Below are 20986 nucleotides of genomic sequence, written 5' to 3'. Positions count from 1 at the left end.
CGGAGCCTATTCCTCTGCCGGCGCCTCGTCCTGAGCGTCGAGCGGGTCCACATCATCCATCAGCTTCTGCATCAGGAAGGTGTAGAGCAGCGCGTCGCGGCGGGCCGTCTCTTCCAGATTGGCCGCGGCCGAGTGACCGCCGGCCGTGTTCTCGTAGTAGAGATAATCGTGGCCGGCCTCTTCCAGGAGATGCGCGAACTTGCGGGCATGACCCGGATGGACGCGGTCATCCTTGGTGGAGGTGAAGAGGTAGATTTCCGGGTAATCGCCGTTCGCATCGACATTGTGATAGGGCGAGATCGAGCGCAGGAAACCGCCCTCGTCCGGATCGGACGGATCGCCGTATTCACCCATCCAGGACGCACCGGCGAGCAGTTGGTTGAAGCGCAGCATGTCGAGCAGTGGCACGGCCGAAACGACCGCGTTCCACAGGTCGGGGCGCTGGGTGTACATCACACCGGTCAGCAGACCGCCATTCGAACCGCCATAGACGCCCAGATGCCGCGGGCTGGTGAGACCGCGTTCATGCAGATTCTCGGCAACCGAGATCAGGTCGTCATAGATGCGCTGGCGATCCATCTTCAGACCCGCCTGGTGCCAGGCCGGACCGAATTCGCCGCCGCCGCGGATATTCGCCACGACATAGGCGCCGCCGTTTTCCAGCCAGAGCTGGCCGCGCGAGCCGGAATAGCTCGGACGGATGGAGACCTGGAAACCGCCATAGGCATACAGGAGCGTCGGCGTGGTGCCGTCCATGGGCACATCTTCACGGCGAACGACGAAATAGGGGATCATCGTGCCATCGGTCGAGGCGGCCTCGTGCTGCTCGACGATCAGACCGTCCGTGTCGAACCGGTCCGGGATGGACTTGATCGGCTCGACCGTCAGCTCTGCCGCATTGACCATGTAGAGCGAGTCCGGCGTCAGGAAGCCTTCGGCATTCATGAAGGCAATATCCTCGTTCGAATTCGTCGAACCCAGGCCGATGGTCATATTGCCGGGCACCGGAACCGTATCGGAGCTCCAGTTTCCGTTCTCGTAGTGGAAGGCTTCCAGACCGCCGACGACATTCTCGTCGATCGCCACCAGGAGCGCCGACGCCGTGGCACCAACACCGCCGATGGATTCACGTGCACCCGGCACATAGACCGTCTTCACCTCGGGCAGTTCGCCGCTGGCGACGAAATCAGCCATGGTGAAGGAAAGCAGCGCGCCCTGCGGATAGGTCTCGCCGCCTTCGACAGGCGTCCATTCCTCGTTGATCGTAAAGACCAGCTCGCCCTGGTACAGATCCTGGATGTCCGATTTTGACGGGATGGGCAGCGCCACAGGATCGCTGTCCAGCGGCAGGTACCACCAGGTCGTGTCGTAGAAGGTGTCGGCTTCCGAGGCCATCATGTAGACGGTGCCGTCGCTGTCCTCGGCGCGGAACGCAAACAGGCCGACATCCTCGCGATCGCCGCGCACGACCTCGGTCGCTTCGGACAGGTCGGTGCCGCGTTGCCAGCGGTAGGAGACCGAGGGATAGCCGCTGTCGGTGGAATCTTCCTCGCTGGTGGCCAGACCGACCAGCAGCGTGTTCTCGTCGACCCAGCTGACACCGCCCTTGGCATTCGGGGTTTCGAAACCGCCCTCGACGAAAGCGCGGTCGGAGACGTCGAACTCACGGCGCACCGCCGCGTCGGAGCCGCCGTCCGACAGGGTCAGCATGCAGCGGTCATAATCCGGGGCCAGGCAGTTGGCGCCGCGCCAGACCCAGTTGCGGTCTTCCGCTTCGGACAGCGCGTCGAGATCGAGGATCACATCCCATTCCGGCGCCTCGGAGAGATAGCTCGCCAGCGAGGTGCGGCGCCACAGGCCGTGGGTATTGTCGGCGTCCTGCCAGAAATTCCAGACATAGCCGCCATAATAGGCGCCATAGGGGATCCGGTCCTCGCTCTGATAAATGGCCAGCGCCTGGTCGTAGAGTTCCTGATAGCGCGCATCGCCGCGCAGGCGGTCGAACGTGCGCTCATTCTGGCCCTCGACCCATTCCAGCGCCCGCTCACCTTCGACCTCTTCGAGCCAGACGCGCGGATCGTTTTCCGGATCGATCTGGACGATCTGGCGCTCGCTGGTGGTGTCCGGTGTCTGGGTCGTCACGGTATCGCTCTCTTCGCTCGCGGGCTGGGAGCAGGCGGCGAGCGCGAGCGCCCCTGCGCTCAACGCCCAGAACTGCTTCTTAAACGTCATGTCAGTCACCCCTTTGACTTGTGTCGCGCGCAGTTAAGCCCGGACTGGTGCTGGACGTAAAGGCGTCACAGCGCTATCGGGACAGCATGAAAGCCCGACTGATGAATGGTGCCGGCAACAAGTTCGTCCTCGCGGACGCGCGCGCGCACGCCGGCTTCCTCGGCCTGTCCCGCAATACCGTGCGGGACTGGGCGGACCAGCTGCATTTCGATCAGCTGCTCGTGCTCGAACACAGCGACAGTGCCGACGCCTTCATGCGGATCTGGAATGCCGATGGCGATGAGGTCGGTGCCTGCGGCAATGGAACGCGGGCGGCAGGCTGGTTCCTGATGGAGGAAAGCGGGCAGCCGGCGGTGAGCATCGGCACGGCCAGCGGCTTGCTGCGGGCGGTGCGCGCCGGCGCGCTGACCATCAGCGTCGACATGGGAAAACCGCGGCTGGATTGGCAGGATATCCCGCTGGCGCGCGACATGGACACGGTCGCGCTGGACTATGTCGCCGAAGCGGGTGGCATCCGCATCGAGCGCCCGGGCGCGGTGAGCATGGGCAATCCTCACGCCGTCTTCTTCGTCAGCGAGGTTGAGGCTTTGCCGATCGCCCGGCTGGGGCCGGAAGTGGAATTCGACCCGCTGTTTCCCGAACGGGTCAATGCCGGATTTGCCCAGATCCATGACGAGACCCATATCCGCCTGCGCGTCTGGGAACGCGGCGCCGGCATCACCGCCGCCTGCGGGACCGGCGCCTGCGCCGCGCTCGTTGCCGCACACCGGCGCGGGCTGGCAGATCGTTCGGCCTCGATCATGGCCGATGGCGGCGAACTGCATGTGGAATGGCGCATCGCCGACGATCACGTGATCCTGACCGGCCCCGTGGAAGACGAGGGCGAGGTCGATCTCGCCCTGAAGATCTGAACCGCAGATCTGATCCGCAGATTTGAACCGCCGGCGCCTTGCACCGCAAAGCCATCTTTTCGCCTGTGAGATTTCCCATAATAATCCGTTTGATGCCGTGATCGTGACACGGTTGGGGGGGACAGATTGGGGGACATGTCCATGAACACGATCCTGCGCCTTGCGCTGCCACTTGCCCTGCTCGCTGCTCCGGCTGCGGCCCAGCCCGGCGCTTCGCAAACCGCGACCACGCCGCAAGCGCTGGCCCAGCAGATGTTCGCCGAGGCGAACACCGCCATCGGCAATGCGGATTACGAAGCGGCGCGGCGCCTGCTGGAAGCCGCCCTCGACCTCAAACCCGCCCACCCCGCCATCCTGCGCGGCCTCGCCATCGTCGCCCTGAGGGCGGAAAACCCCGAAGACGGTTTCCGGGCCCTGGAACGCATGGCCCGGGCCGGCATCGCCTTTGACCCGGAGCCCCTGGAAGATCTGCTGCGCACGGCCAACACGGCGCGCTTCGAGGCGGTCGCCGGGCAACTCGCTGCCAACAATGCCCAGGTCGGACAGGCGGAAATCGCCGCACGAATCGACCGGCCCGGCGCGCTGATCGAGGGTGTTGCGATCGATATCGAGACAGACCGCCTCTTTGTCTCCTCGGTCACCGGGCGGGAAATCCTGTTGCTTGAACCCTTCGCCCGCAACGCCCCCCAGGTCTTTGCCGACCGGGAAGACGGGCTGTGGTCGGTGTTCGGCCTTGCGGTCGATGACCGCACGCGCGTCGTCTGGGCCGGATCGGCGGCGATCGAACAGACACCGCTGGAAGACGGCGAGACCGGGGGCACCGCCCTGTTCGCCTTCGACCTGGTTACCGGCGACCTCTATCGCCGCTACCAGATCGACGACGCCGTGCAGATTGCCGACTTCACCGTGCGCGACGGCACTGTCTATGCCTCCGACAGCCAGGCGCCGCGGGTCTATGTGCTCGACAGCGTCTCCGGCGAACTGGAAGTCCTGGCAGAGGATCCGCGCTTTGTCAGCCTGCAGGGGATCGCGCTGGCGCGGGGCGCGCTCTTCGTCGCCGATTATGCGATGGGCCTGTGGCGGATCGATCTGGGCGACCGGTCGGTCTCGCTGGTGCGCAGCGGGACGGAAAGCCTGATCGGCATTGACGGGCTGCGCCAGACTCGCGACGGCCGGATCCTGGCCGTGCGCAACGGCACGCGGCCCCACCAGGTCATGGCGATCGATCTCGATGCAGACGGTCATGCCGTGACGAGCACCGAAGTCCTGCTGCGCGGCCATCCGGCGATGACCGGCGAGCTGGCCGAACCCACGCTGATCGACCCGGCAGACGGCCGCGCCTGGCTGGTCGCAAACGCAGCCTGGCCGCGTTTCCCGGCGGAGGGCGAAACCCCGGACGGCGAACAGCCAGCCACCGTGATCCTGGAAATAGATCTGCCCTGACGCCCGTCTGTCCTGCGATGTGCGACTTTTGAGGTGTCGCTCGGCGAGGACGGTCCGGCTCAGTCGGCGCGCGACAGCCCTGCGCCGCAGGCCGAGCGGATAACGGTATCGGCCCGCAGGGCGCGCTGGCGCAGATTGAGGATCTGGTCGAAGGAAAAGCCGAGTTCGTCGGCCAGGGCCTGCGGTTCGCCGACCCGTTGCATGTCCGGCATAGCCGCCACAATCACGCGCATCTGGCGCTCATTGAAGCGCGAGCCGGCCTCGCGGGATACACAGGCACAGGCGCCGGGCGATCCTCCAGCCGCCTCGCAGGCCTCGATCAGCGCCCCCCGAACGGGCTCGGGGTCCGGGCCGGATTGCGCCGTCAACAACAGCGCTGCAACCAGTCCTGCCCCCTGCATGATACCGGTCATCCTGCTCCACCCCCGGTGCTACCGGCTCGCTGTTCCGCGATACTGCCGATCAAATCTTGCCCCGATTGCGACGATGCCCCTTTAAACCGGGGACAGACGAGTCATAATTCAAACAGCGAGGGTAACACGAGTCCCAAGGAGCCCGACATGAGGCGCGTACTATTTTCACTGGCAGCCATTTCGATGCTGGCCGCCTGTGCATCGCCCACCCCCTATCAAGCCGCCGATGGCAGCCGCCGGGGCTTCGAAGAACAGCAGATCGAGACCAACCGGTTCCGGCTCTCCTTCGAAGGGAATTCGCTGACCGACCGCGAAACCGTGGAGACCTACCTGCTCTACCGCGCCGCCGAACTGACGGTGGAACAGGGTTATGACTATTTCACCGTGGTCACCCGCGCGACCGACGAGGACACGCGCGTCACGGCGAGCGGTTTTGGTTCGTCCCATTATTCCGCCTTCCCGGTGCACTATTCCTACTACCATCCCCGCTGGGGCTGGCATGGCTGGCGGGATCCGTTCTGGGATGACACGCGCTATCGCGAAACGACCCGCTATGAGGCGAGCGCCGAGATATTCCTGGGGCGCGGCACCAAGCCCGACGATCCCAGTGCGTTCGACGCCCGCGACGTGATCGCCAACCTGTCGGACGACATCGTCCGGCCCGAAGCGGGCTGACCGGCGCGACAGATGCAAGAAAAACAAAGGGCCGGCGCATGCGCCGGCCCTTTTCCGTTCTGGTGTTTCCCGATGCCTATTTCGGAGGCATGCGGGCGCCGGCGTCGAGGCGGACGCATTCGGCGTTGATGTAGTCATTGGTCACCATGAAGGCGACCAGATCGGCATATTCGGCCGGGGTGCCGAAGCGCTGCGGGAATTGCAGGTGCGAGGCCAGGGAGGTTTTCACTTCCGGCGGCATCTGCTGATAGATCGGCGTCTCGAAGAAGCCCGGCAGGATGGTGTTGACGCGAATGCCTTCGCGGGCCAGGTCGCGCGCCATCGGCAGGGTCATGCCGTAGATACCGCCCTTGGAAGCCGAATAGGCCAGCTGGCCGATCTGACCGTCCTGCGCTGCCACCGAAGCGGTGTTGACGATCACACCGCGGCCGCTGTCGCCGGCCGGGTCGAGCGCCATCATGCCGGCCGCCGCCTTGGAAGCGCACAGGAAGGAACCGACCAGGTTGATCGCGATGACGGTCTGGAAACCCTTGGCCGAGTGGGGGCTGATCTCGCCGGTCGAGGAGGACCGGCGTGCTGTCTTCTCGGCCCAGCCGATACCGGCGCAATTCACCAGTACACGTTCCTGGCCATGGGCCTCGCGCGCCTTGGCGAAACCCGCATCCACGCTGTCTTCCTCGGCCACATTGACCTGGCAGAACACGCCACCGATCTCCTTGGCGACCGCTTCGCCCTTCTCGGCATTCATGTCGAAAATCGCGACCTTGGCACCATCGGCGGCCAGGCGGCGGGCTGTGCCTTCGCCAAGACCGGAAGCGCCGCCGGTGACGATTGCAGCGATGGAATTGTCAATTTTCATGTGTCTTCCCCTTTATCGACTTGCCCTGCGGCATAGCGCGTCGGCGCAAAAAAGAAAATCGCCCGCATCGTCGCGGCTGGAAATCCCGGTTGGGTGCAGCCCCTGCCCGGTGCTAGAGCTGGCACTGCAACCCCACCGACGGACGATCCGATGAGCCAGACCTACGCCCTTCTCCTGCACGGCGGCGCCGGCGTGCTTGCACCGCGCAGCTATGATCCCGAACGCACCCACATGCGCGAGTTGGCCGAGGCCGGCAAGGCGATGCTGGAAGCCGGCGACGCGGCGCTGGACGTGGTGACAGAGATCGTGCGCCGCCTGGAGGCCTCCGGCCTCTACGTCGCGGGCAAAGGCGCCTCGCCGAACCAGGCCGGCCGCTATGAGCTCGATGCCGCGATCATGGACGGTTCGGACCGGCGCGCCGGGTCGGTCGCCGGCCTGACCGGCTTCATCAGCCCGGTTCATGCGGCCCGCGCCGTGATGGAGGAGACCCGGCATGTCATGCTCGCCGGGCGCGGCGCGGAACGCTTCGCCGGCCTGCAGGGCCTCGAGCGGGTGGAAAGCGTCAACGACTACTACACCCCCGCCGCGGCTCCGGATGATCGCGAGATCGCGACGGGTACGGTGGGCTGCGTGGCGCTGGATATGTCCGGCCGCCTCGCCGCGGCGACCTCGACCGGCGGCACGCTGAACAAGCTGGAAGGCCGGGTCGGCGACAGCCCCATCCTCGGGGCCGGCTGCTGGGCGGACGGCCATGTCGCGGTCTCCTGTACCGGTCAGGGCGAGTTCTTCCTGCGCCAAGCCACCGCCAAGGATATCTCCGCCCGCATGGCCTATGGCCGCCAGACGCTTGCCGAAGCCGCCGCTGGCGCGATCGGCGATGTCGGCAGCCTGGGCGGCGAGGGCGGCGTGATCTGTGTCGATCGCGACGGCAATCTGGCCCAGCCCTTCAACTCGCCCGGCATGAAGCGCGCCGCGGTATACCCCAATGGGCGGATCACTGTAGAGGTCGACTGAGCGACAGGGATCACGCAGCAGGGCAGGAGCGGGAATGCGCGGATATTTTGCGGTCGGAGCGGAAGGCATTTCCAAACCGATGAATATGGGCGCGATCCTGCGCACGGCGCACGCTTTCGGCGCCAGTTTTGCCTTTTCGGTGAATGCCAGTCACCGGGTCCGCGATGTCTACCAGGCCGATACCGCCAAATCCGTCAGCCATGTGCCCTATTATGAATGGGCCGATATCGATGCCATGACCCTGCCGGACAATTGCCAGCTGGTCGGCGTCGAACTGACCGAGGAGGCCGTCGACCTGCCGGCCTTCCGCCACCCGTTATGCGCCGCCTATGTGTTCGGACGCGAGCGCGGCTCGCTGACCGAGGAGATGCAGGCGCGCTGCCAGCACATCGTCAAGATCCCGACGAAATTCTGCGTCAATGTTTCGGTTGCTTGCGCGATCACGCTCTACGACCGCACGCTGAACTTCGGCGGATTTCCCGAACGGCCGCTGATGCCGGGCGGTCCGCAGACCGCACCGGACGATGCGGAAAAGAAGTTCGGCATGCATCGTTGATCGCGGCCACAGGCATGCCAGATTAGGGGGGATTTAACCCTCACCGCCTTACCGGTTTCGACGCGCACAGTCCGATTGGCTACCGAACAGAGGATGACCTCAACCGTGTTCCTGCGACCCTGCCTTGCCGCCCTGACCCTCACCTTCGCCAGCGCCGCCCCGGCTCTCGCCCAGGACGAGCCGGAATTCCGCGGCGAATATTCCGACTGGCGCGTCTTCACCCGGCCGACCGAGGCCGGGCTGGTCTGCTATGCGCTCAGCCGGCCCACCGACAGCGCCCCGCGCACCTTCGACCACGGCACGGTGTATTTCATCGTCGCCTCTTGGCAGAACGGCGCCGTCAACGAACAGCCCAACCTGCTGACCGGCTATGATCTGCGCCCCACCAGCCCGCCGGAAGTGCGGGTCGGCTCGTCGCGTTTCGACACCTTCACCGATGGCAGCGAAGCCTTCCTGGACGACCTGTCGGACGAGAGCGATCTGGTGCGCCAGATGCGCCGCGGCTCGGCCATGAACGTGACCGCCACCACCGCCGCCGGCGTCGCCACGGCCTACGAGTTCTCGCTCTCCGGCGTGACGGCGGCCCTGCAACGCGTCGAAGCGCTCTGCGGGTAGCTCGTTTCCCAAAACATTGTCATCCCGGATGGAGGCCCGGCCTTGGGCCGGGCGCAAGTCCGGGACCCATAATCGCAGTGCTGGAAAAGCCGCCTCGATATCGTGCCTGCTTCCGGCCAAAAGCGAGCGTACGGGTCCCGGCTCTGCGCCCCGCCTGCGCGGGGCATTCAGCCGGGATGACAAGGGAAATTTACCTCACTCCCCATCCCCGAACGGTTTCGGCCGCAGTTTGGTCTTGTGGCTGGGCGGGCCTTTCGAGCCGTCGGGCATCAGGCCGCGATAATAGCCCTTCTGCCATTTCAGCTCGGCCGCGTCCTTGTCGCCCTCGCGCAGGCGGGTGGCGAAGTCGGCGCGGCTGACGCGCCAGGTCTCGAATTGTTCGAACGTCTTGGGATCGGCGTGCAGCGGGCGGATCTCGGTCTCGACCTTGTCGAAGAGATCGCGGCGCACCGGAAAGAGCTGCGCGATCGCCTCGTCTGCCTCGAAACGCACCTCGCCGGGCCGGGTGAAGCGCCAGTTCATGGTGAAGGCATAGGGGCTCCAGTCGGTCTCGATCACGCCGTTGAGCGGTGCGATCCCGTCCTTGGGCGCATTTACCGGTCCCATCACCCAGATATTCCAGCCCGGCGGCGTGCGCAGCAGGAAGCCCGTCTCGAAGGTGAGAATTCCGGAGCCGAAATTCGCCATCGGCGCGCCGGGCTTGCCCATCGCCAGCGGGTCGTCCATGCGCACCGTCACATCCTCGACTCGCTCGCCGCCATTCCAGCTGGCGGTAAAGCCGGTCGGGGTGAACACCTCCCAGCCGTGCTGATTGGCCAGCGCCAGCGGCAGGCAGCGATAGGCCGAGCTTTCCGGCGTGGCGTCCATCCAGTCGCGGCGGCTTCCGGCCGGGCGGATCGTCGGCGCTTCGGCGGTGAGGGGGTGACAGATCAGTTTCATGCCCCCATCACAGCGCGGCCTGCCCCGCGCGCGCAACCCCGTCATGCGTTCTGCCCCCTCGCGGAGTGCAGTGTTTTCCTGTATGTGACGCCGCCATGAACCTACAGACCCGCCATTCCCTCGACCTGTCCGCTGCCCGCCGCCCTGCCGCGCCGGCCGGACCGCTTTCGCTCGCCGGCCTGACGCGCACGCAATTGCGCGATGCGCTGATCGAGCGCGCGGGCGTCGACGAGAAGAAGGCCAAGATGCGCGCCGACCAGCTCTGGCGCTGGATCTATCATTATGGCGTCACCTCGTTCGACGAGATGACGAATGTCTCCAAGGACCTGCGCGCCGTGCTGGCGCGGGAGTTCACGCTGCACCGGCCGGAGATCGTGGAACGCCTCGTCTCCGTTGACGGCACGCGCAAATACCTGATCCGGCTGGCGCCGGGCGTGGAGTGCGAGACCGTTTTCATTCCGGACGTGGCGCGCTCGGGGGCGCTGTGCGTGTCCAGCCAGGTCGGCTGCACGCTGAACTGCACCTTCTGCCACACCGGCACCCAGGCGCTGGTGCGCAATCTCACCGCGGCCGAGATCGCCGCCCAGGTGATGATCGCGCGTGACGATCTGGATGAATGGCCGACCTCGAACGAGAACCGCAAGATCACCAATATCGTCTTCATGGGCATGGGCGAGCCGCTCTACAATCTCGACCATGTCTCCGACGCGATCGACATCATTTCCGATGGGGACGGCATGGCGATCGGCCGCCGGCGCACGACGGTGTCGACCTCCGGCGTGGTGCCGAAGATCCAGGAACTGGGCGAGCGGACGGGCACGATGCTCGCCATCTCGCTGCACGCCACCCATGACGATCTGCGCAACGAACTGGTGCCGCTGAACAAGAAATACCCGCTGGCCCAGCTGATGGACGCGATCCGCGCCTATCCGGGCCTGGGCAATTCCAAGCGCGTGACCTTCGAATACGTGATGCTGAAGGGCGTCAATGACAGCCTGGCCGAAGCGCGGGCGCTGGTGAAACTGCTGAAGGGCGTGCCGGCGAAGATCAATCTGATCCCGTTCAACCCCTGGCCGAACAGCCCGTATGAGTGCTCCGACTGGGACCAGATCGAGGCCTTTGCCGATGTGGTCAACCGCGCCGGTTATGCCTCGCCGATCCGCACCCCGCGCGGCCGCGACATCTTCGCCGCCTGCGGACAATTGCGCTCGGAAAGCGAAAAGGTCCGCGCCAGCGTGCTGAAAAAGCAGCGCCTCGCAGGCGAAGCCTGACGCGATAGAAAAACCCTGCAAAAGAAAACCCCGGTGCGGGAGCACCGGGGTTTCCAGGTATCGATGTCGGGTTCGGGGAGGATTACCCGCGCATCGGATCGTCAAGCGAGCCTTCGGCATCGATGTCGGTGTCGACACCCAGCTCGGCATCATTGCCGACTTCCGGGTCGGTGATGGGGTCCTGGAACGGGTCGTCGACCGGATCTTCCAGCGGGTCGATCCCGGTTTCCGATTCCAGACCCGTTTCGGCCTCGATTTCGGCTTCGGACTCGATCGCGCTGTCCTGCGGCTCGTCATAGACCGGATTGTCTTCGACCGGATCGCTCTCGATGCCGGCGTCCGCATCAGCGCGGCCTTCCAGCCAGGCTTCGAACTCGGCGACATTCAGCGAGCCGTCGCCATCGCTGTCCTGCTCGTCAAAGGACGCGCGGTCCAGGGACGGATCGGCGATCACGGCCTCGTCAAAGGACACCGAACCATTCTGGTTGGAATCCAGCGTGATGAAGGTCTGGTTGTCCTGAGCGAGCGCGGCGGAAGCACCGAACAGCGTCGCGGCGGAAATCATCAGGAACGTTTTCATGGCAAATTTCCTTTCCGTTGCTTTCCGGGCGCTGCCTGGGCAGCTCACCCGTTGCGAATGACCTAGAAATGCCCGCCCCCGGACATCCGTTCCCGCCGCAGTTGGGGTGATTTCGGGGCAGAATGTGGCAGGGTCCGCCCGCAATGCGCCCGCCTTACCAAACAGCCATTTCCCGTTAGGCCTGACGCAGGCTGGGGTCTGGCATGATCGCGCCGGGATCAAACGGGGGTTTGCCATGAAGCGACTGATCATCACCCTGGCTGTGGTCGCGGGGCTGGCAGCCTGCCAGTCGCCCCAGGACCGGGCCATCGCGACGCTGGAGACAGCGGCGCAGGCCGGCCGCCTGTCGGGCGCTCAGAGCCTGCGGACCGGCGATGACGCGCCGCATCGAATCTTCGCGGACGGCGTCGACGAGACCAGCCGTTTCCGCATCGCCTCGCTGACCAAGCTCTTCACCCAGATCGCCATCCTGCGCCTCGCAGACGCCGGTGTTCTGGATCTCGACCAGACGCTCGCCAGTGCCCGTCCCGGTCTCGATGCCGACTGGGCCGGCACCGTGACCCTGCGCCAATTGCTGAACTTCTCCTCGGGCCTGCCGCGGGAGCCGGGCGCCGAGGGCGAGGGCGTCTTCTTCGACCAAGACGGCTACGCCCTGGCTTTCATGGATACGCTGGGTGATCTGGCTCCGCAGTCGCAACCGGGCAGCCGCACGGCCTACTCCAATCTGGGCTATATGCATCTGGGTGCGGTGATCGAGGCGGTAACCGGCCGGACCTATGCCGACGCGATTAATGCACTGGTCGCCGCACCGGCGGGCCTGACGGATACCGGCTTCGGCGCGGATGTGCTGGGTGAGGACCGCCACCTGCACGGCTATGCCGGCGCGTCGCTGGAGCGGGTCTCCGGCCACCCGATCTCCCAGCGCTACAGCACCGGCGGGCTGTATGCCTCCCTGCACGATCTGGAACGCCTGAGCGATGCGATCCGCGAACCCGGCTTTCTCAGCGAGACATCGCGACGCGAGCTCTTCACCCAGTTTGGCCGGCCCGATGCCCGTGACCCGTCCTACCTCCTGGCAACCGGCCATGTGCCCGGCTTCACCCACACCTGGGTGATCGCGCGCGACCCGGCCTTCACCATTATCAGCCTGAACAACCGGCTGGCCGGCAATGAGCGCGACGTGCCCGGCATTGTCACCGCCGCAGCCGCGGCGCTGCATCCGGGCATGGCGGGCCGCCAGGACCGCTACCGTCCGACGCCGCAGGATGGCTGGGCGCCGGTCTCGCGCCTTTCGGACATTCCGCACCATCCTGTCCTGCCGCGTCTGGCCGATACCGTGACCGCAATCCTGTCAGGCGATGTAATGCAGACGCGCGACGCAGTCCTGCGGCTGCACGGCTACGACCCGGCCACCGCCGAAGCGTCCGATCTGGAAGACTTCACCGGCTTCGCTCAGGCCTATGTGCGGATCGCCAATGATTTCGGCCCCTTCCGGCCGATCGCCTGGCGGATGGATGGCCCGCGCCTGCAGATCTACCTGGAGTCCGAAGACGAGCAGCGCGGCATCCACTTCGCAGCGGCCCCGTCGGAGACCGACCCGTCTCACGCCAGTTCCGTATCGCTGGGAACCTACGGGTTCGAACCCTGACGCGGTCATCCGGCGCAGGATGGCTTGGCAAGCCGGGCCGCGCCGGATAGGGCTGGCGCATGACTTCTGCTGTTCTTTACCGCTGGCGCCTCAAACCCGGGCGCGACGCCGAGTTCCGCGACGCCTGGACCGAGGGCACGCGCCGGATCCACGAGGCCTTCGGCTCGCACGGTGCGGCCCTGCATTGCGATGAGGACGGGATCTACTGGTCCTATGCGCTCTGGCCGTCCGAGGATCAGCGCAAGGCCTGCTTCAAGGAAAATGACTGGTTCTCCCAGGACTGCTTCGTCACGATGCAGGACTGTATCGACGAGCGGTTCGAGGAAATCCGGCTGGATGCGAAGAGCCTGGTTCTTAGCCCGCCGGCCGACCGTCCCGAACTGCCGGTACTGGCCACGGATCGCCTCGTCCTGCGCCCGCTGACAATGGATGACGCCGAGGCGCTCTTCCCGGCCTTCGCCGATGAGGAGACCATGCGCTACTGGTCCTCCGCGGCGCTGGAAGACCTCGACGCCATGCGCCGCTATATGCGCTGGAATGTCGAGGGCGATGGCGTGTGCTGCTGGGCCTTCGCCCGCGCCGAAACACCGGCGGATGCACTGGGTTGGGTGGTGTTGATCGACCGCCGCGAGGGCACCGCCGAAATCGGCTATATCCAGCGCCCCGATGCCGGCGGCTCCGGCTATGCCCGCGAAGCCGTGCAGGCCTTGCTCGGCCATGCCTTCGACACGCTCGGCCTGCGCCGTCTCTATGCCGATATCGATCCGGACAATACCGCCTCGATCCGGCTGACGGAGGCCTTGGGCTTCCAGCTGGAAGGCCGGCTGCGCGAGGCCTGGGAAACCCATATCGGCGTGCGCGACAGCCTGATCTACGGTGTCACCCGCAGCGACTGGCAGTCCGGGTGAAGTCCGCGCGCCGTCCGCCCGGACCTTGCCTGCTTCCGGCCTACATTTCCGGCTTGCGGAAACGGTAGACGAAGCGATCCGTCATCCGGCGGATGGAATCGTCGAACACCGAGATGTCACGCGGGTCGTCCGGATTGGCCAGCATGTCGCTTTCACCGTCGAAGGCGAAGCCGGCCGCCTCGATCTCGGCGCGCACGACGCCGGCCTCGATCCGGTGGGACGTGTTGACGTGTTCCAACCCGCTGCCTTCCGGCGCGTGATGGTCGATCACCAGATAGACCCCGCCCGGCCGCAGCGCGTCGTAGACGGCCCGGTTCATGGCATCCCGGTCAGTCTCGTCCCAGGCCGTATCGTGATAGAAGAGTACCATCATCACGCCGTCGAGCGGTTCATCGATACCGGCGGCGAATGTCTCGATCGGCGAGACGAGATGGGTGACATTGGCACGGTCCGCGGCCAGCATGCCCAGCGCCTCATTCGGCTCGGGAAAACGTTCGGCAATCCAGCGGGGATTGTGAGCGTAGACATGGCCTTCCGCACCGACCGCCGTTGAAAGCACGCGGGTGTAATAGCCCGAACCCGCCGTCAGATCCGCGACACGCCAGCCATGTTCCAGCCCGGCGAACAACAGGATCTCGGCCGGATGCCGGTTGACGTCGAGCTGCCGGTCTTCTTCCGGACGCGTCTCGTCGGAAACGGCATCCTCCAAATTCCGCGGCATGGCATCGGCTTGGCTGTGCATGCCATCCTGCTGCACGGCGCCGTCCGCCATGCTTTCGTCCTGGGCCATGGCCGGCATCGCTGCCGTCATCGCCGCGACCAGTGCAATGGCTGTTGTCGCTGAAATCATCTGGCGCATGAACTTCTCCCTCATCCTTCAGGCCTCTCCCCGAAATCCGGCGGATCATGCCGCCGCGGGCCGCTCCGCGAAAATCACGAACCCGTGACGCGGCACGGGACACGCCTGACGCGAGTTTACGCTTGCTAAGGGGTTTTCAGGCATAGGGTTAATCCATCAGGGCCCAGGGGGAAGGGTCCGATGGAGGGGACATGCAATTCATCCTGGCCTTTGCGGTTGTGCTCACCGGACTCGCCGCCTTTGTCTACCGTCGCGAAAGCCGGCGGCAGCAACACCGGTAACGCGCGCTTGCGTGCGGGCCGCTGTCCGGTTTAGCTCCTGCGGAACAGTTATCCGGGGAGGCCGACATGCTCCTGCACCACGCATCCTGGCCCGAAGTCGAGGCCTATCTCAAACGCTGCAAGGGCATCGTGATTCCGATCGGTTCGACGGAACAGCACGGGCCGAACGGGCTTGTCGGCACGGACGCGATCTGTCCGGAAGTGATCGCCGCGGAAGCCGGCGCCGAGAGCGGCTTCCTGATCGGGCCGACCTTCAATGTCGGCATTGCCCAGCACCATTTGGCCTTTCCCGGTTCGATGACGCTGCGCCCCTCGACCATGATCGCCGCGCTCAACGACTGGATCGAGAGCCTGACCCGTCACGGTTTCGACCGGATCTATTTCCTCAACGGCCATGGCGGCAACATCACCACGATCAATGCCGCCTTCGCCGAATACTACGCCAATTTCTCGCTCGACGCGGCGGCCTGTCCGATCCGCCTGAGCCAGCGCAACTGGTGGGAACTGCCCGGCGTGGGCGATGCCTGCCGCAATCTCTTCCCGGTCGGCGATGGCATGCATGCCACCGCATCGGAGGTCGCCGTGACCTATTATGCGCATCCCCACGCCGTTAAGACGGTGGAGATGACGCCGAAGATCGCGCCGACAGGCAGCTTCACCGATGCCGCTGATTATCGGCGTACCTTCCCGGACGGCCGGATCGGCTCCGACCCGTCCCAGGCGACGGCGGAAAAGGGCGCCGAGATCGTTGCCGTCTCCAAAGGCGCACTGATCGCCGAGCTATCCGCCTTCTTCGGCGTCCAGCCTCTGGCGCGCGCGGCCGAATAGGTCGTCCCGCCCCTAAGCTGTCAGAAGACCGGCGAGCCGTTTTTCGATCTTGTCGACCGGCTCGTTGATCACATCCACAGGCTCCTCGATCAGGCATTCCGCCAGCGCTTCGGAGAATTGCGAGCGCGCCTCGCCCAGCGCCTTGTCCGGCGCCATGACAACAAGGCGGTCGAATTTCTTCGCCTCACAAGCCTTGTTGAGATGCTCGACAACCTTGTCGATGAACCGCTCCTTGGCCTGCTGGTGAAAATCGGTCTCGCTGACCGCCGACCGGCCATGAGCAGGATCGGGGAAACGCCCCGGCCTGTCCTCGCCCTGGTCGCGATCGGGCGGATTGTCGATGCCCAGCGTCTCGACCAGTTTCAGATTGGGCTGATCGTCAAAGCCTTCATTGTGCCAGATCAACGCCTTGCCGCCGTCGAAAGCGGCAAGCCAAGTCACGGTGTCTATCGATGGCTTTTTCATGGACGTCCAACTCCTTGCTACGCCGGACACCTGGGCATCTGTGCCTGCACCCGGCACGGATCCTGACAACGCATAGTGTCGCAGCCCGTTCCGGCGCGGCTTGCATCCAGGCGCCCCGCGCGCTTAGCTCGCAGCCGAAGCCGAAGGCGGGCCGTCCGGCTGGCGGGCACGGCGACACATAAGTTTCATTTCTCCGTCCACGGCTGATCCGATATAGGCCCGGCGGATATGACCTCACGAAGGGGACACGCCATGAAGACCGTCTACTGCCTCGCTTTTGCCATGGTGATCGCTGCCTGTTCCGCGCCGCAGGAGGATGGCGGGACGGCTGCCGCCGGCGGCTATGACGCTGACAATCTGGCAACATCCCAGGCCTGTTTCGCCGATACGCCCTCGGCTCATCTGGAGCCCGGCCAGACGCTGATCGAACGGGGCCCCTCCGGCGTGGTGCTGGTTTCCCATGCCCGCGGCGGCGCGCCAGCCGACTATGACTTCAACATTGTCAGCCTGCCCGAGGCCCAGCGCCAGCAGATCGACGCCGCAGCCGCCGACTTCTTCCGCGCCGCCGGCGAGCTCTACGACGTGACCACAGACGCGGTCATCTACCACCGCACCCGCGACGGATCCTTCTGCGCGGTGATCCGCGACGACGCGGCCGGCCAGGCGCTCGTCGATGCTGCCGAAGCGGTTGACGCGGCCCGCCCGGAAACGGCGGACGAATAGGGTCAGGCGGCGCGGATCACGCCGCCCGTCACCTCGACGGCAATCGGGACCAGCCGGTCGCCCGCCGCCGGGCCGCCGGTGCAGTGTCCGTCCTCAACGTCGAAACTGGCGCCATGGACCGGGCAGACCAGCGTCTCGCCCTTGTGCAGCAGGCCCCGCCCGTCGGGCAGGGTCAGCGGCAGGCCGGCATGCGGGCACAGGTTCGACCAGGCGGTGATATCGCTCCCCCGGCGTACGAGCAGCACCGCACCCTTCTCCCAGGCCGCTGCGCGAGCACCGGGGTCGGGGATCTCGTCCAACCGGGCGAGTTCGGTTCCTGCCGGTGGTTTCGGCCTCATGCGGCGTTGTCGAAGGGCGGATTGACCAGCCAGCGCCAGGGCGCAATCTCGACCCGCTCGAACAAGTCCGCTCGGCCATAGGGGTCTTCCGCCAGCCAGGCATCCAGCGCGTCCCGGTCCGCCATGTCGGCAATGATCAGCGACCCGGCCATGTCACCCGCTTCGTCGAGCCAGGGCCCGGCCGCCTTCACCGCATCCCCGGCCGAATTCAGCCAGGCGATATGATCATTGCGATTGGCCAGGCGCACATCCAGCGCACCGGGCCGGTCCCAGGTGTGGATGAGGAAAAGCATCAGGCGGTCTCCAGAGTGAAGGGGCGCGACAACAGCGCCTCGATCGCGTCGTCGACACCGGTGCGGCCGGCCAGGATATCATCCACCGCCTCGCAGATCGGCATCTCGACGCCATGCCGTTTCGCCAGCGCAACGACCGCCGGTGCACTGGCCACACCTTCAGTGACCGCCCGGCGGCTGGCGAGAATATCGTCCAGCGTCACGCCACGCCCCAGCGCCAGCCCGCAGGACATGTTGCGCGATTGCGGCGAGGAACAGGTCAGCACCAGATCGCCCAGACCGCACAGCCCGGCCAGCGTTTCACGCCGGGCGCCCATCGCGATCCCGAGCCGCGTCATCTCGGCAAAGCCGCGCGCGATCAGCGCCGCATGCGCCGACTTGCCCAAACCCTTGCCTTCGGAAATCCCGCAGGCGATCGCCAGAACATTCTTCACCGCCCCGCCGATCTCGGCACCGACCAGGTCGGTCACCAGATAGGGCCGGAACCGGCTGGTCCCCAGCGCCGCGATCAGATCATTGCCGACCGTCTCGTCGGCGCAGGCTAGGGTCACCGCCGTCGGCAGGCCCTGGGCGGTGTCGATGGCGAAACTGGGCCCGGACAGCACCGCCGGCACCGCTCGCGGAATGGTCGCGCCCAGCACATCCGTCATCAACGACAGGGAGGACTGTTCGATCCCCTTGGCGCACAGGATGAGGGGCAGACCGTCACGCGCATAGGGCGCAAATGTTTCCAGTACGCGACGCAAATGTTGCGCGGGCGCGACAGCAAGGACGGCTTCGCAGGCATCCAGATCGGAAATCGCCGTCACCGCCTCGATCGACGGTTCCAGCGTCACCTCGGGCAGGAAAACCGTGTTCTGGCGTTTCGTGTTTATCGCATCGGCCACATCCTGCTCAAAGGACCAGAGCAGCACGTCGCGGCCTGCCTTGGCAGCTGTCTGGGCCAGGGCCGTTCCCCAGGCGCCGGCGCCGATGACGCCGATGGTCTGATAGTCGCTCACGCTTTGGGTCCTTTCCGTCCGGATCCGATCACGGGGGCCAGCTTGGCCGAGGCCGCGTCCAATGGCCAGCGCGCCCGTGCCGGTGCGTCCAGCCCGTCGATCTCGCCGCGCACCAGCCGCTCCAGCCCTGCCAGGGCGATCATGGCGGCATTGTCGGTACACCATTTCATCGGCGGTGCGACCAGGCGGAAACCTTCCTGTGCGGCCGCCGCCTCGAGCGCCCCTCGCACAGCGCGATTGGCCGCGACCCCGCCCGCTACGACGAGCGGTCTCGGCGCCACAACATCCGGATAATCCTCGGCAAACTGCGCCATCGCCCGCCGGGTACGGGATGCCAGAGAGGCCGCGATCGCGGTCTGGACCGACGCGGCCAGATCGGCCTTGTCCTGTGCGGATGGCGCATCCAGCCCATCCCAGATCTGCCGGGCCGCCGTCTTCAGACCGGCAAAGGAAAAATCGCAGCCCGGCTTGCCCTTCAGCGGGGTGGGCAGGTCGAAACGGTCCGCATTACCAGCTTCGGCACAGCGTTCCAGCGCCGGACCGCCCGGAAAGCCCAGACCCAGAACTTTTGCAGTCTTGTCAAAGGCTTCACCGGCGGCATCATCCAGGGTTGAGCCGAGGCGATGATAGACGCCCACAGCTTCGGCAATCAGTAGCTGGGTATGCCCACCGGACACCAGCAGCAGCAGATAGGGAAAATCGAGCTTCTCGCTTAGCCGCGGCGACAGGGCGTGGCCCTCGAGATGGTTCACCGCGATCAGCGGCTTGCCCGCGCCCAAGGCCAATCCCTTGGCCGTCATCAGCGCCGCCATCACGCCACCGATCAGACCGGGACCCGATGTCGCAGCCACCGCGTCCAACGCGTCCAGTGACAGACCGGCCTCAGCCAGCGCCGCCGCTGCGAGACCGTCCATCGCCTCGGCATGGGCCCGGGCCGCAATCTCGGGAACCACGCCGCCAAAGGGCGCATGGGCTTGCGTCTGGCCGAGCACAAGGTCGGCCAGAACCTCGATCCGGCCGTCGGCATGGCGGCGCAGGATTGCTGCAGCGCTCTCGTCGCAGCTCGACTCCAGACCGAGCACGGTGAGTTCGCCTGGTTGCGCGGATGCGGATGCGGGGGCTAAGTCCATGGCAGACCGATAGCCTCAAGACCGGGATCCTGCAACGTGAAGCCGCCGTCCACGCCCCAGCCCATCGCCACCCGCCGCTCGCCCCTCGCCCTGGTCCAGGCCCGCGATGTGCAGGCCCGCCTCATTGCCGCCTGCGGCCTCGACACGGAAGAGGGCGAACGCCTTTTCCCCATTCTGGGCCTGGTCAGCACTGGCGACCGGATCCAGGACCGCACCCTTCTGGAGGCCGGCGGCAAGGGGCTTTTTACCAAGGAGATCGATGAGGCCCAGCTGGCCGGCGAGGCGACCTTCGCGGTGCATTCCATGAAGGATGTCCCGACCGAGCTGCCCGACGGGCTGGCCCTCGGCGCCATTCTCGAGCGGGAGGATCCGCGCGACATGCTGCTCGCCCGCGGCGGAGAGAGCCGCCTGGCCGATCTGCCGGAAGGCGTGACCGTCGGCACGGCCAGCCTGCGCCGCCAGGCCCAGCTGCTGCACGCCCGCCCGGACCTGACCGTCGTGCCTCTGCGCGGCAATGTCGATACCCGTCTGGGCCGGTTGCGCGATGGCGAGATCTACGCGACTTTTCTGGCGCGCGCCGGGTTGAACCGTCTCGGACGGGACGAAGCACGGCGCGAACCGCTGGCGATGGACGAGATGCTGCCAGCGGCGGCCCAGGCCGCTATTGGTGTTGCGGTCCGCACGGACGATGCCGACGCCCGCACCTGGCTCGCGCCGCTCAATCATGCCGCGACAGAGCTTGCGATTGTCGCAGAACGTGCTTTTCTAAGAAAACTGGATGGGTCTTGCCGCACCCCGATTGCGGCCCATCTTAATAATGAATCAATGGATTTCACCGGCGAAGTCCTGACACCTGATGGCCAGTATCGCTGGCGCGAACAGTCCCGGATCGAGATGATGACAGCCTCCCTCACCGACGCCGACACGGCCGGCCAGGCCCTGGGAGAAGCCGTGCGCGTTGCCGCCGGAGACCGGCTTTCAGAGGTTCTCGGTACGGCATGACG

23 protein-coding genes are annotated in these 20986 nt (G+C 65.9%); 12 read left to right on the top strand and 11 right to left on the bottom strand.

Annotated elements, in window-relative coordinates:
• Window positions 1-6: 6 nt before the first annotated feature.
• Entirely contained in the window at window positions 7-2232 is a 2226-nt protein-coding gene (locus ACXAJV_RS01725) for a prolyl oligopeptidase family serine peptidase (protein WP_475081222.1), read from the bottom strand.
• Between the two features lie 86 nt (window positions 2233-2318).
• On the opposite strand from ACXAJV_RS01725, the gene dapF reads away from it, so the two are divergent.
• Window positions 2319-3143, top strand: coding sequence for a diaminopimelate epimerase (dapF, locus tag ACXAJV_RS01720; protein ID WP_475081219.1), 825 nt, complete (start codon window positions 2319-2321; stop codon window positions 3141-3143).
• A gap of 141 nt (window positions 3144-3284) precedes the next feature.
• On the top strand, window positions 3285-4586 hold the full coding sequence (locus ACXAJV_RS01715; protein ID WP_475081216.1) for a hypothetical protein: 1302 nt from the start codon (window positions 3285-3287) through the stop codon (window positions 4584-4586).
• A gap of 59 nt (window positions 4587-4645) precedes the next feature.
• Here the strand turns inward: ACXAJV_RS01715 and ACXAJV_RS01710 are convergent, their stop codons facing one another.
• Window positions 4646-4999: a hypothetical protein gene (locus ACXAJV_RS01710; RefSeq protein ID WP_475081213.1), complete on the bottom strand. Its 354-nt coding sequence runs from the start codon at window positions 4997-4999 to the stop codon at window positions 4646-4648.
• Between the two features lie 147 nt (window positions 5000-5146).
• Between ACXAJV_RS01710 and ACXAJV_RS01705 the strand changes: the two genes are divergently transcribed.
• Window positions 5147-5674: a CC0125/CC1285 family lipoprotein gene (locus ACXAJV_RS01705; protein ID WP_475081210.1), complete on the top strand. Its 528-nt coding sequence runs from the start codon at window positions 5147-5149 to the stop codon at window positions 5672-5674.
• A 76-nt stretch (window positions 5675-5750) separates the two neighbouring features.
• Here the strand turns inward: ACXAJV_RS01705 and ACXAJV_RS01700 are convergent, their stop codons facing one another.
• Complete coding sequence (locus ACXAJV_RS01700; RefSeq protein ID WP_348508849.1) at window positions 5751-6533, bottom strand: SDR family NAD(P)-dependent oxidoreductase; 783 nt, start codon at window positions 6531-6533, stop codon at window positions 5751-5753.
• Window positions 6534-6683: 150 nt separating this feature from the next.
• Here ACXAJV_RS01700 and ACXAJV_RS01695 point away from each other — a divergent pair, with 150 nt between their 5' ends.
• The 3 genes from ACXAJV_RS01695 (at window position 6684) to ACXAJV_RS01685 (ending at window position 8718) form a co-directional block, all read left to right on the top strand.
• On the top strand, window positions 6684-7547 hold the full coding sequence (locus tag ACXAJV_RS01695; RefSeq protein ID WP_475081207.1) for an isoaspartyl peptidase/L-asparaginase family protein: 864 nt from the start codon (window positions 6684-6686) through the stop codon (window positions 7545-7547).
• 34 nt (window positions 7548-7581) lie between these two features.
• Window positions 7582-8103 (top strand): RNA methyltransferase, encoded by a 522-nt coding sequence (locus tag ACXAJV_RS01690; protein WP_475081204.1) that lies wholly within the window; start codon window positions 7582-7584, stop codon window positions 8101-8103.
• A gap of 105 nt (window positions 8104-8208) precedes the next feature.
• Window positions 8209-8718, top strand: a complete 510-nt coding sequence (locus ACXAJV_RS01685) for an invasion associated locus B family protein (RefSeq protein ID WP_475081201.1) — start codon at window positions 8209-8211, stop codon at window positions 8716-8718.
• A 195-nt stretch (window positions 8719-8913) separates the two neighbouring features.
• On the opposite strand, the gene ACXAJV_RS01680 is transcribed toward ACXAJV_RS01685, so the two are convergent.
• Window positions 8914-9657 carry a DUF6065 family protein gene (locus ACXAJV_RS01680; protein WP_475081199.1) on the bottom strand — a complete coding sequence of 248 codons (744 nt, stop codon included), beginning with the start codon at window positions 9655-9657 and terminating at the stop codon, window positions 8914-8916.
• A 95-nt stretch (window positions 9658-9752) separates the two neighbouring features.
• On the opposite strand from ACXAJV_RS01680, the gene rlmN reads away from it, so the two are divergent.
• A complete protein-coding gene (gene rlmN / locus ACXAJV_RS01675; RefSeq protein WP_475081196.1) occupies window positions 9753-10928 on the top strand; it encodes a dual-specificity RNA methyltransferase RlmN in 1176 nt (391 codons plus the stop codon).
• 82 nt (window positions 10929-11010) lie between these two features.
• Here the strand turns inward: rlmN and ACXAJV_RS01670 are convergent, their stop codons facing one another.
• Window positions 11011-11508, bottom strand: a complete 498-nt coding sequence (locus ACXAJV_RS01670; RefSeq protein ID WP_475081193.1) for an EF-hand domain-containing protein — start codon at window positions 11506-11508, stop codon at window positions 11011-11013.
• A gap of 235 nt (window positions 11509-11743) precedes the next feature.
• On the opposite strand from ACXAJV_RS01670, the gene ACXAJV_RS01665 reads away from it, so the two are divergent.
• On the top strand, window positions 11744-13156 hold the full coding sequence (locus tag ACXAJV_RS01665) for a serine hydrolase domain-containing protein (protein ID WP_475081190.1): 1413 nt from the start codon (window positions 11744-11746) through the stop codon (window positions 13154-13156).
• A gap of 59 nt (window positions 13157-13215) precedes the next feature.
• Entirely contained in the window at window positions 13216-14064 is an 849-nt protein-coding gene (locus ACXAJV_RS01660) for a GNAT family N-acetyltransferase (RefSeq protein ID WP_475081187.1), read from the top strand.
• Window positions 14065-14104: 40 nt separating this feature from the next.
• Here the strand turns inward: ACXAJV_RS01660 and ACXAJV_RS01655 are convergent, their stop codons facing one another.
• A complete protein-coding gene (locus ACXAJV_RS01655) occupies window positions 14105-14923 on the bottom strand; it encodes a class I SAM-dependent methyltransferase (protein ID WP_475081184.1) in 819 nt (272 codons plus the stop codon).
• A gap of 347 nt (window positions 14924-15270) precedes the next feature.
• Here ACXAJV_RS01655 and ACXAJV_RS01650 point away from each other — a divergent pair, with 347 nt between their 5' ends.
• Window positions 15271-16032: a creatininase family protein gene (locus ACXAJV_RS01650; RefSeq protein ID WP_475081182.1), complete on the top strand. Its 762-nt coding sequence runs from the start codon at window positions 15271-15273 to the stop codon at window positions 16030-16032.
• Between the two features lie 12 nt (window positions 16033-16044).
• On the opposite strand, the gene ACXAJV_RS01645 is transcribed toward ACXAJV_RS01650, so the two are convergent.
• Window positions 16045-16497, bottom strand: a complete 453-nt coding sequence (locus ACXAJV_RS01645) for a baeRF12 domain-containing protein (protein ID WP_475081180.1) — start codon at window positions 16495-16497, stop codon at window positions 16045-16047.
• A gap of 252 nt (window positions 16498-16749) precedes the next feature.
• Between ACXAJV_RS01645 and ACXAJV_RS01640 the strand changes: the two genes are divergently transcribed.
• Entirely contained in the window at window positions 16750-17220 is a 471-nt protein-coding gene (locus ACXAJV_RS01640) for a hypothetical protein (protein WP_475081177.1), read from the top strand.
• A gap of 2 nt (window positions 17221-17222) precedes the next feature.
• On the opposite strand, the gene ACXAJV_RS01635 is transcribed toward ACXAJV_RS01640, so the two are convergent.
• The 4 genes from ACXAJV_RS01635 to tsaD are packed head-to-tail and all read right to left on the bottom strand — an operon-like array spanning window position 17223 to window position 19982.
• Window positions 17223-17558: a Rieske (2Fe-2S) protein gene (locus tag ACXAJV_RS01635; protein WP_475081174.1), complete on the bottom strand. Its 336-nt coding sequence runs from the start codon at window positions 17556-17558 to the stop codon at window positions 17223-17225.
• Entirely contained in the window at window positions 17555-17851 is a 297-nt protein-coding gene (locus ACXAJV_RS01630) for a YciI family protein (RefSeq protein ID WP_475081173.1), read from the bottom strand. The genes ACXAJV_RS01635 and ACXAJV_RS01630 overlap by 4 nt, the downstream gene beginning before the upstream one ends.
• The gene (locus ACXAJV_RS01625; protein ID WP_475081170.1) at window positions 17851-18852 is read right to left on the bottom strand and encodes an NAD(P)H-dependent glycerol-3-phosphate dehydrogenase; all 1002 of its coding nucleotides are present in this window, start codon (window positions 18850-18852) and stop codon (window positions 17851-17853) included. The genes ACXAJV_RS01630 and ACXAJV_RS01625 overlap by 1 nt, the downstream gene beginning before the upstream one ends.
• Window positions 18849-19982 carry a tRNA (adenosine(37)-N6)-threonylcarbamoyltransferase complex transferase subunit TsaD gene (tsaD, locus tag ACXAJV_RS01620; protein WP_475081167.1) on the bottom strand — a complete coding sequence of 378 codons (1134 nt, stop codon included), beginning with the start codon at window positions 19980-19982 and terminating at the stop codon, window positions 18849-18851. The genes ACXAJV_RS01625 and tsaD overlap by 4 nt, the downstream gene beginning before the upstream one ends.
• 36 nt (window positions 19983-20018) lie before the next feature.
• Here tsaD and hemC point away from each other — a divergent pair, with 36 nt between their 5' ends.
• On the top strand, window positions 20019-20984 hold the full coding sequence (gene hemC / locus ACXAJV_RS01615; RefSeq protein WP_475081164.1) for a hydroxymethylbilane synthase: 966 nt from the start codon (window positions 20019-20021) through the stop codon (window positions 20982-20984).
• The last annotated feature ends 2 nt before the right edge of the window (window positions 20985-20986 follow it).

Source organism: Maricaulis sp. ABE4_448 (genome assembly GCF_056160825.1).
The sequence above is the reverse complement of the archived record's forward strand: the minus strand, read 5'-3'. Positions and strand labels throughout refer to the sequence as shown.

Bases quoted from the DNA above. Each gene is read 5' to 3' on its own strand.
- rlmN (WP_475081196.1), top strand. From the start codon at position 9,753: ATGAACCTACAGACCCGCCATTCCCTCGACCTGTCCGCTGCCCGCCGC.
- ACXAJV_RS01690 (WP_475081204.1), top strand. From the start codon at position 7,582: ATGCGCGGATATTTTGCGGTCGGAGCGGAAGGCATTTCCAAACCGATG.
- ACXAJV_RS01630 (WP_475081173.1), bottom strand. From the start codon at position 17,851: ATGCTTTTCCTCATCCACACCTGGGACCGGCCCGGTGCGCTGGATGTG.
- ACXAJV_RS01715 (WP_475081216.1), top strand. From the start codon at position 3,285: ATGAACACGATCCTGCGCCTTGCGCTGCCACTTGCCCTGCTCGCTGCT.
- ACXAJV_RS01705 (WP_475081210.1), top strand. From the start codon at position 5,147: ATGAGGCGCGTACTATTTTCACTGGCAGCCATTTCGATGCTGGCCGCC.
- dapF (WP_475081219.1), top strand. From the start codon at position 2,319: ATGAAAGCCCGACTGATGAATGGTGCCGGCAACAAGTTCGTCCTCGCG.
- tsaD (WP_475081167.1), bottom strand. From the start codon at position 19,982: ATGGACTTAGCCCCCGCATCCGCATCCGCGCAACCAGGCGAACTCACC.
- ACXAJV_RS01660 (WP_475081187.1), top strand. From the start codon at position 13,216: ATGACTTCTGCTGTTCTTTACCGCTGGCGCCTCAAACCCGGGCGCGAC.
- ACXAJV_RS01670 (WP_475081193.1), bottom strand. From the start codon at position 11,508: ATGAAAACGTTCCTGATGATTTCCGCCGCGACGCTGTTCGGTGCTTCC.
- ACXAJV_RS01650 (WP_475081182.1), top strand. From the start codon at position 15,271: ATGCTCCTGCACCACGCATCCTGGCCCGAAGTCGAGGCCTATCTCAAA.
- ACXAJV_RS01700 (WP_348508849.1), bottom strand. From the start codon at position 6,533: ATGAAAATTGACAATTCCATCGCTGCAATCGTCACCGGCGGCGCTTCC.
- ACXAJV_RS01695 (WP_475081207.1), top strand. From the start codon at position 6,684: ATGAGCCAGACCTACGCCCTTCTCCTGCACGGCGGCGCCGGCGTGCTT.
- ACXAJV_RS01710 (WP_475081213.1), bottom strand. From the start codon at position 4,999: ATGACCGGTATCATGCAGGGGGCAGGACTGGTTGCAGCGCTGTTGTTG.
- ACXAJV_RS01645 (WP_475081180.1), bottom strand. From the start codon at position 16,497: ATGAAAAAGCCATCGATAGACACCGTGACTTGGCTTGCCGCTTTCGAC.
- ACXAJV_RS01680 (WP_475081199.1), bottom strand. From the start codon at position 9,657: ATGAAACTGATCTGTCACCCCCTCACCGCCGAAGCGCCGACGATCCGC.
- ACXAJV_RS01640 (WP_475081177.1), top strand. From the start codon at position 16,750: ATGAAGACCGTCTACTGCCTCGCTTTTGCCATGGTGATCGCTGCCTGT.
- ACXAJV_RS01665 (WP_475081190.1), top strand. From the start codon at position 11,744: ATGAAGCGACTGATCATCACCCTGGCTGTGGTCGCGGGGCTGGCAGCC.
- ACXAJV_RS01655 (WP_475081184.1), bottom strand. From the start codon at position 14,923: ATGCGCCAGATGATTTCAGCGACAACAGCCATTGCACTGGTCGCGGCG.
- ACXAJV_RS01725 (WP_475081222.1), bottom strand. From the start codon at position 2,232: ATGACGTTTAAGAAGCAGTTCTGGGCGTTGAGCGCAGGGGCGCTCGCG.
- ACXAJV_RS01635 (WP_475081174.1), bottom strand. From the start codon at position 17,558: ATGAGGCCGAAACCACCGGCAGGAACCGAACTCGCCCGGTTGGACGAG.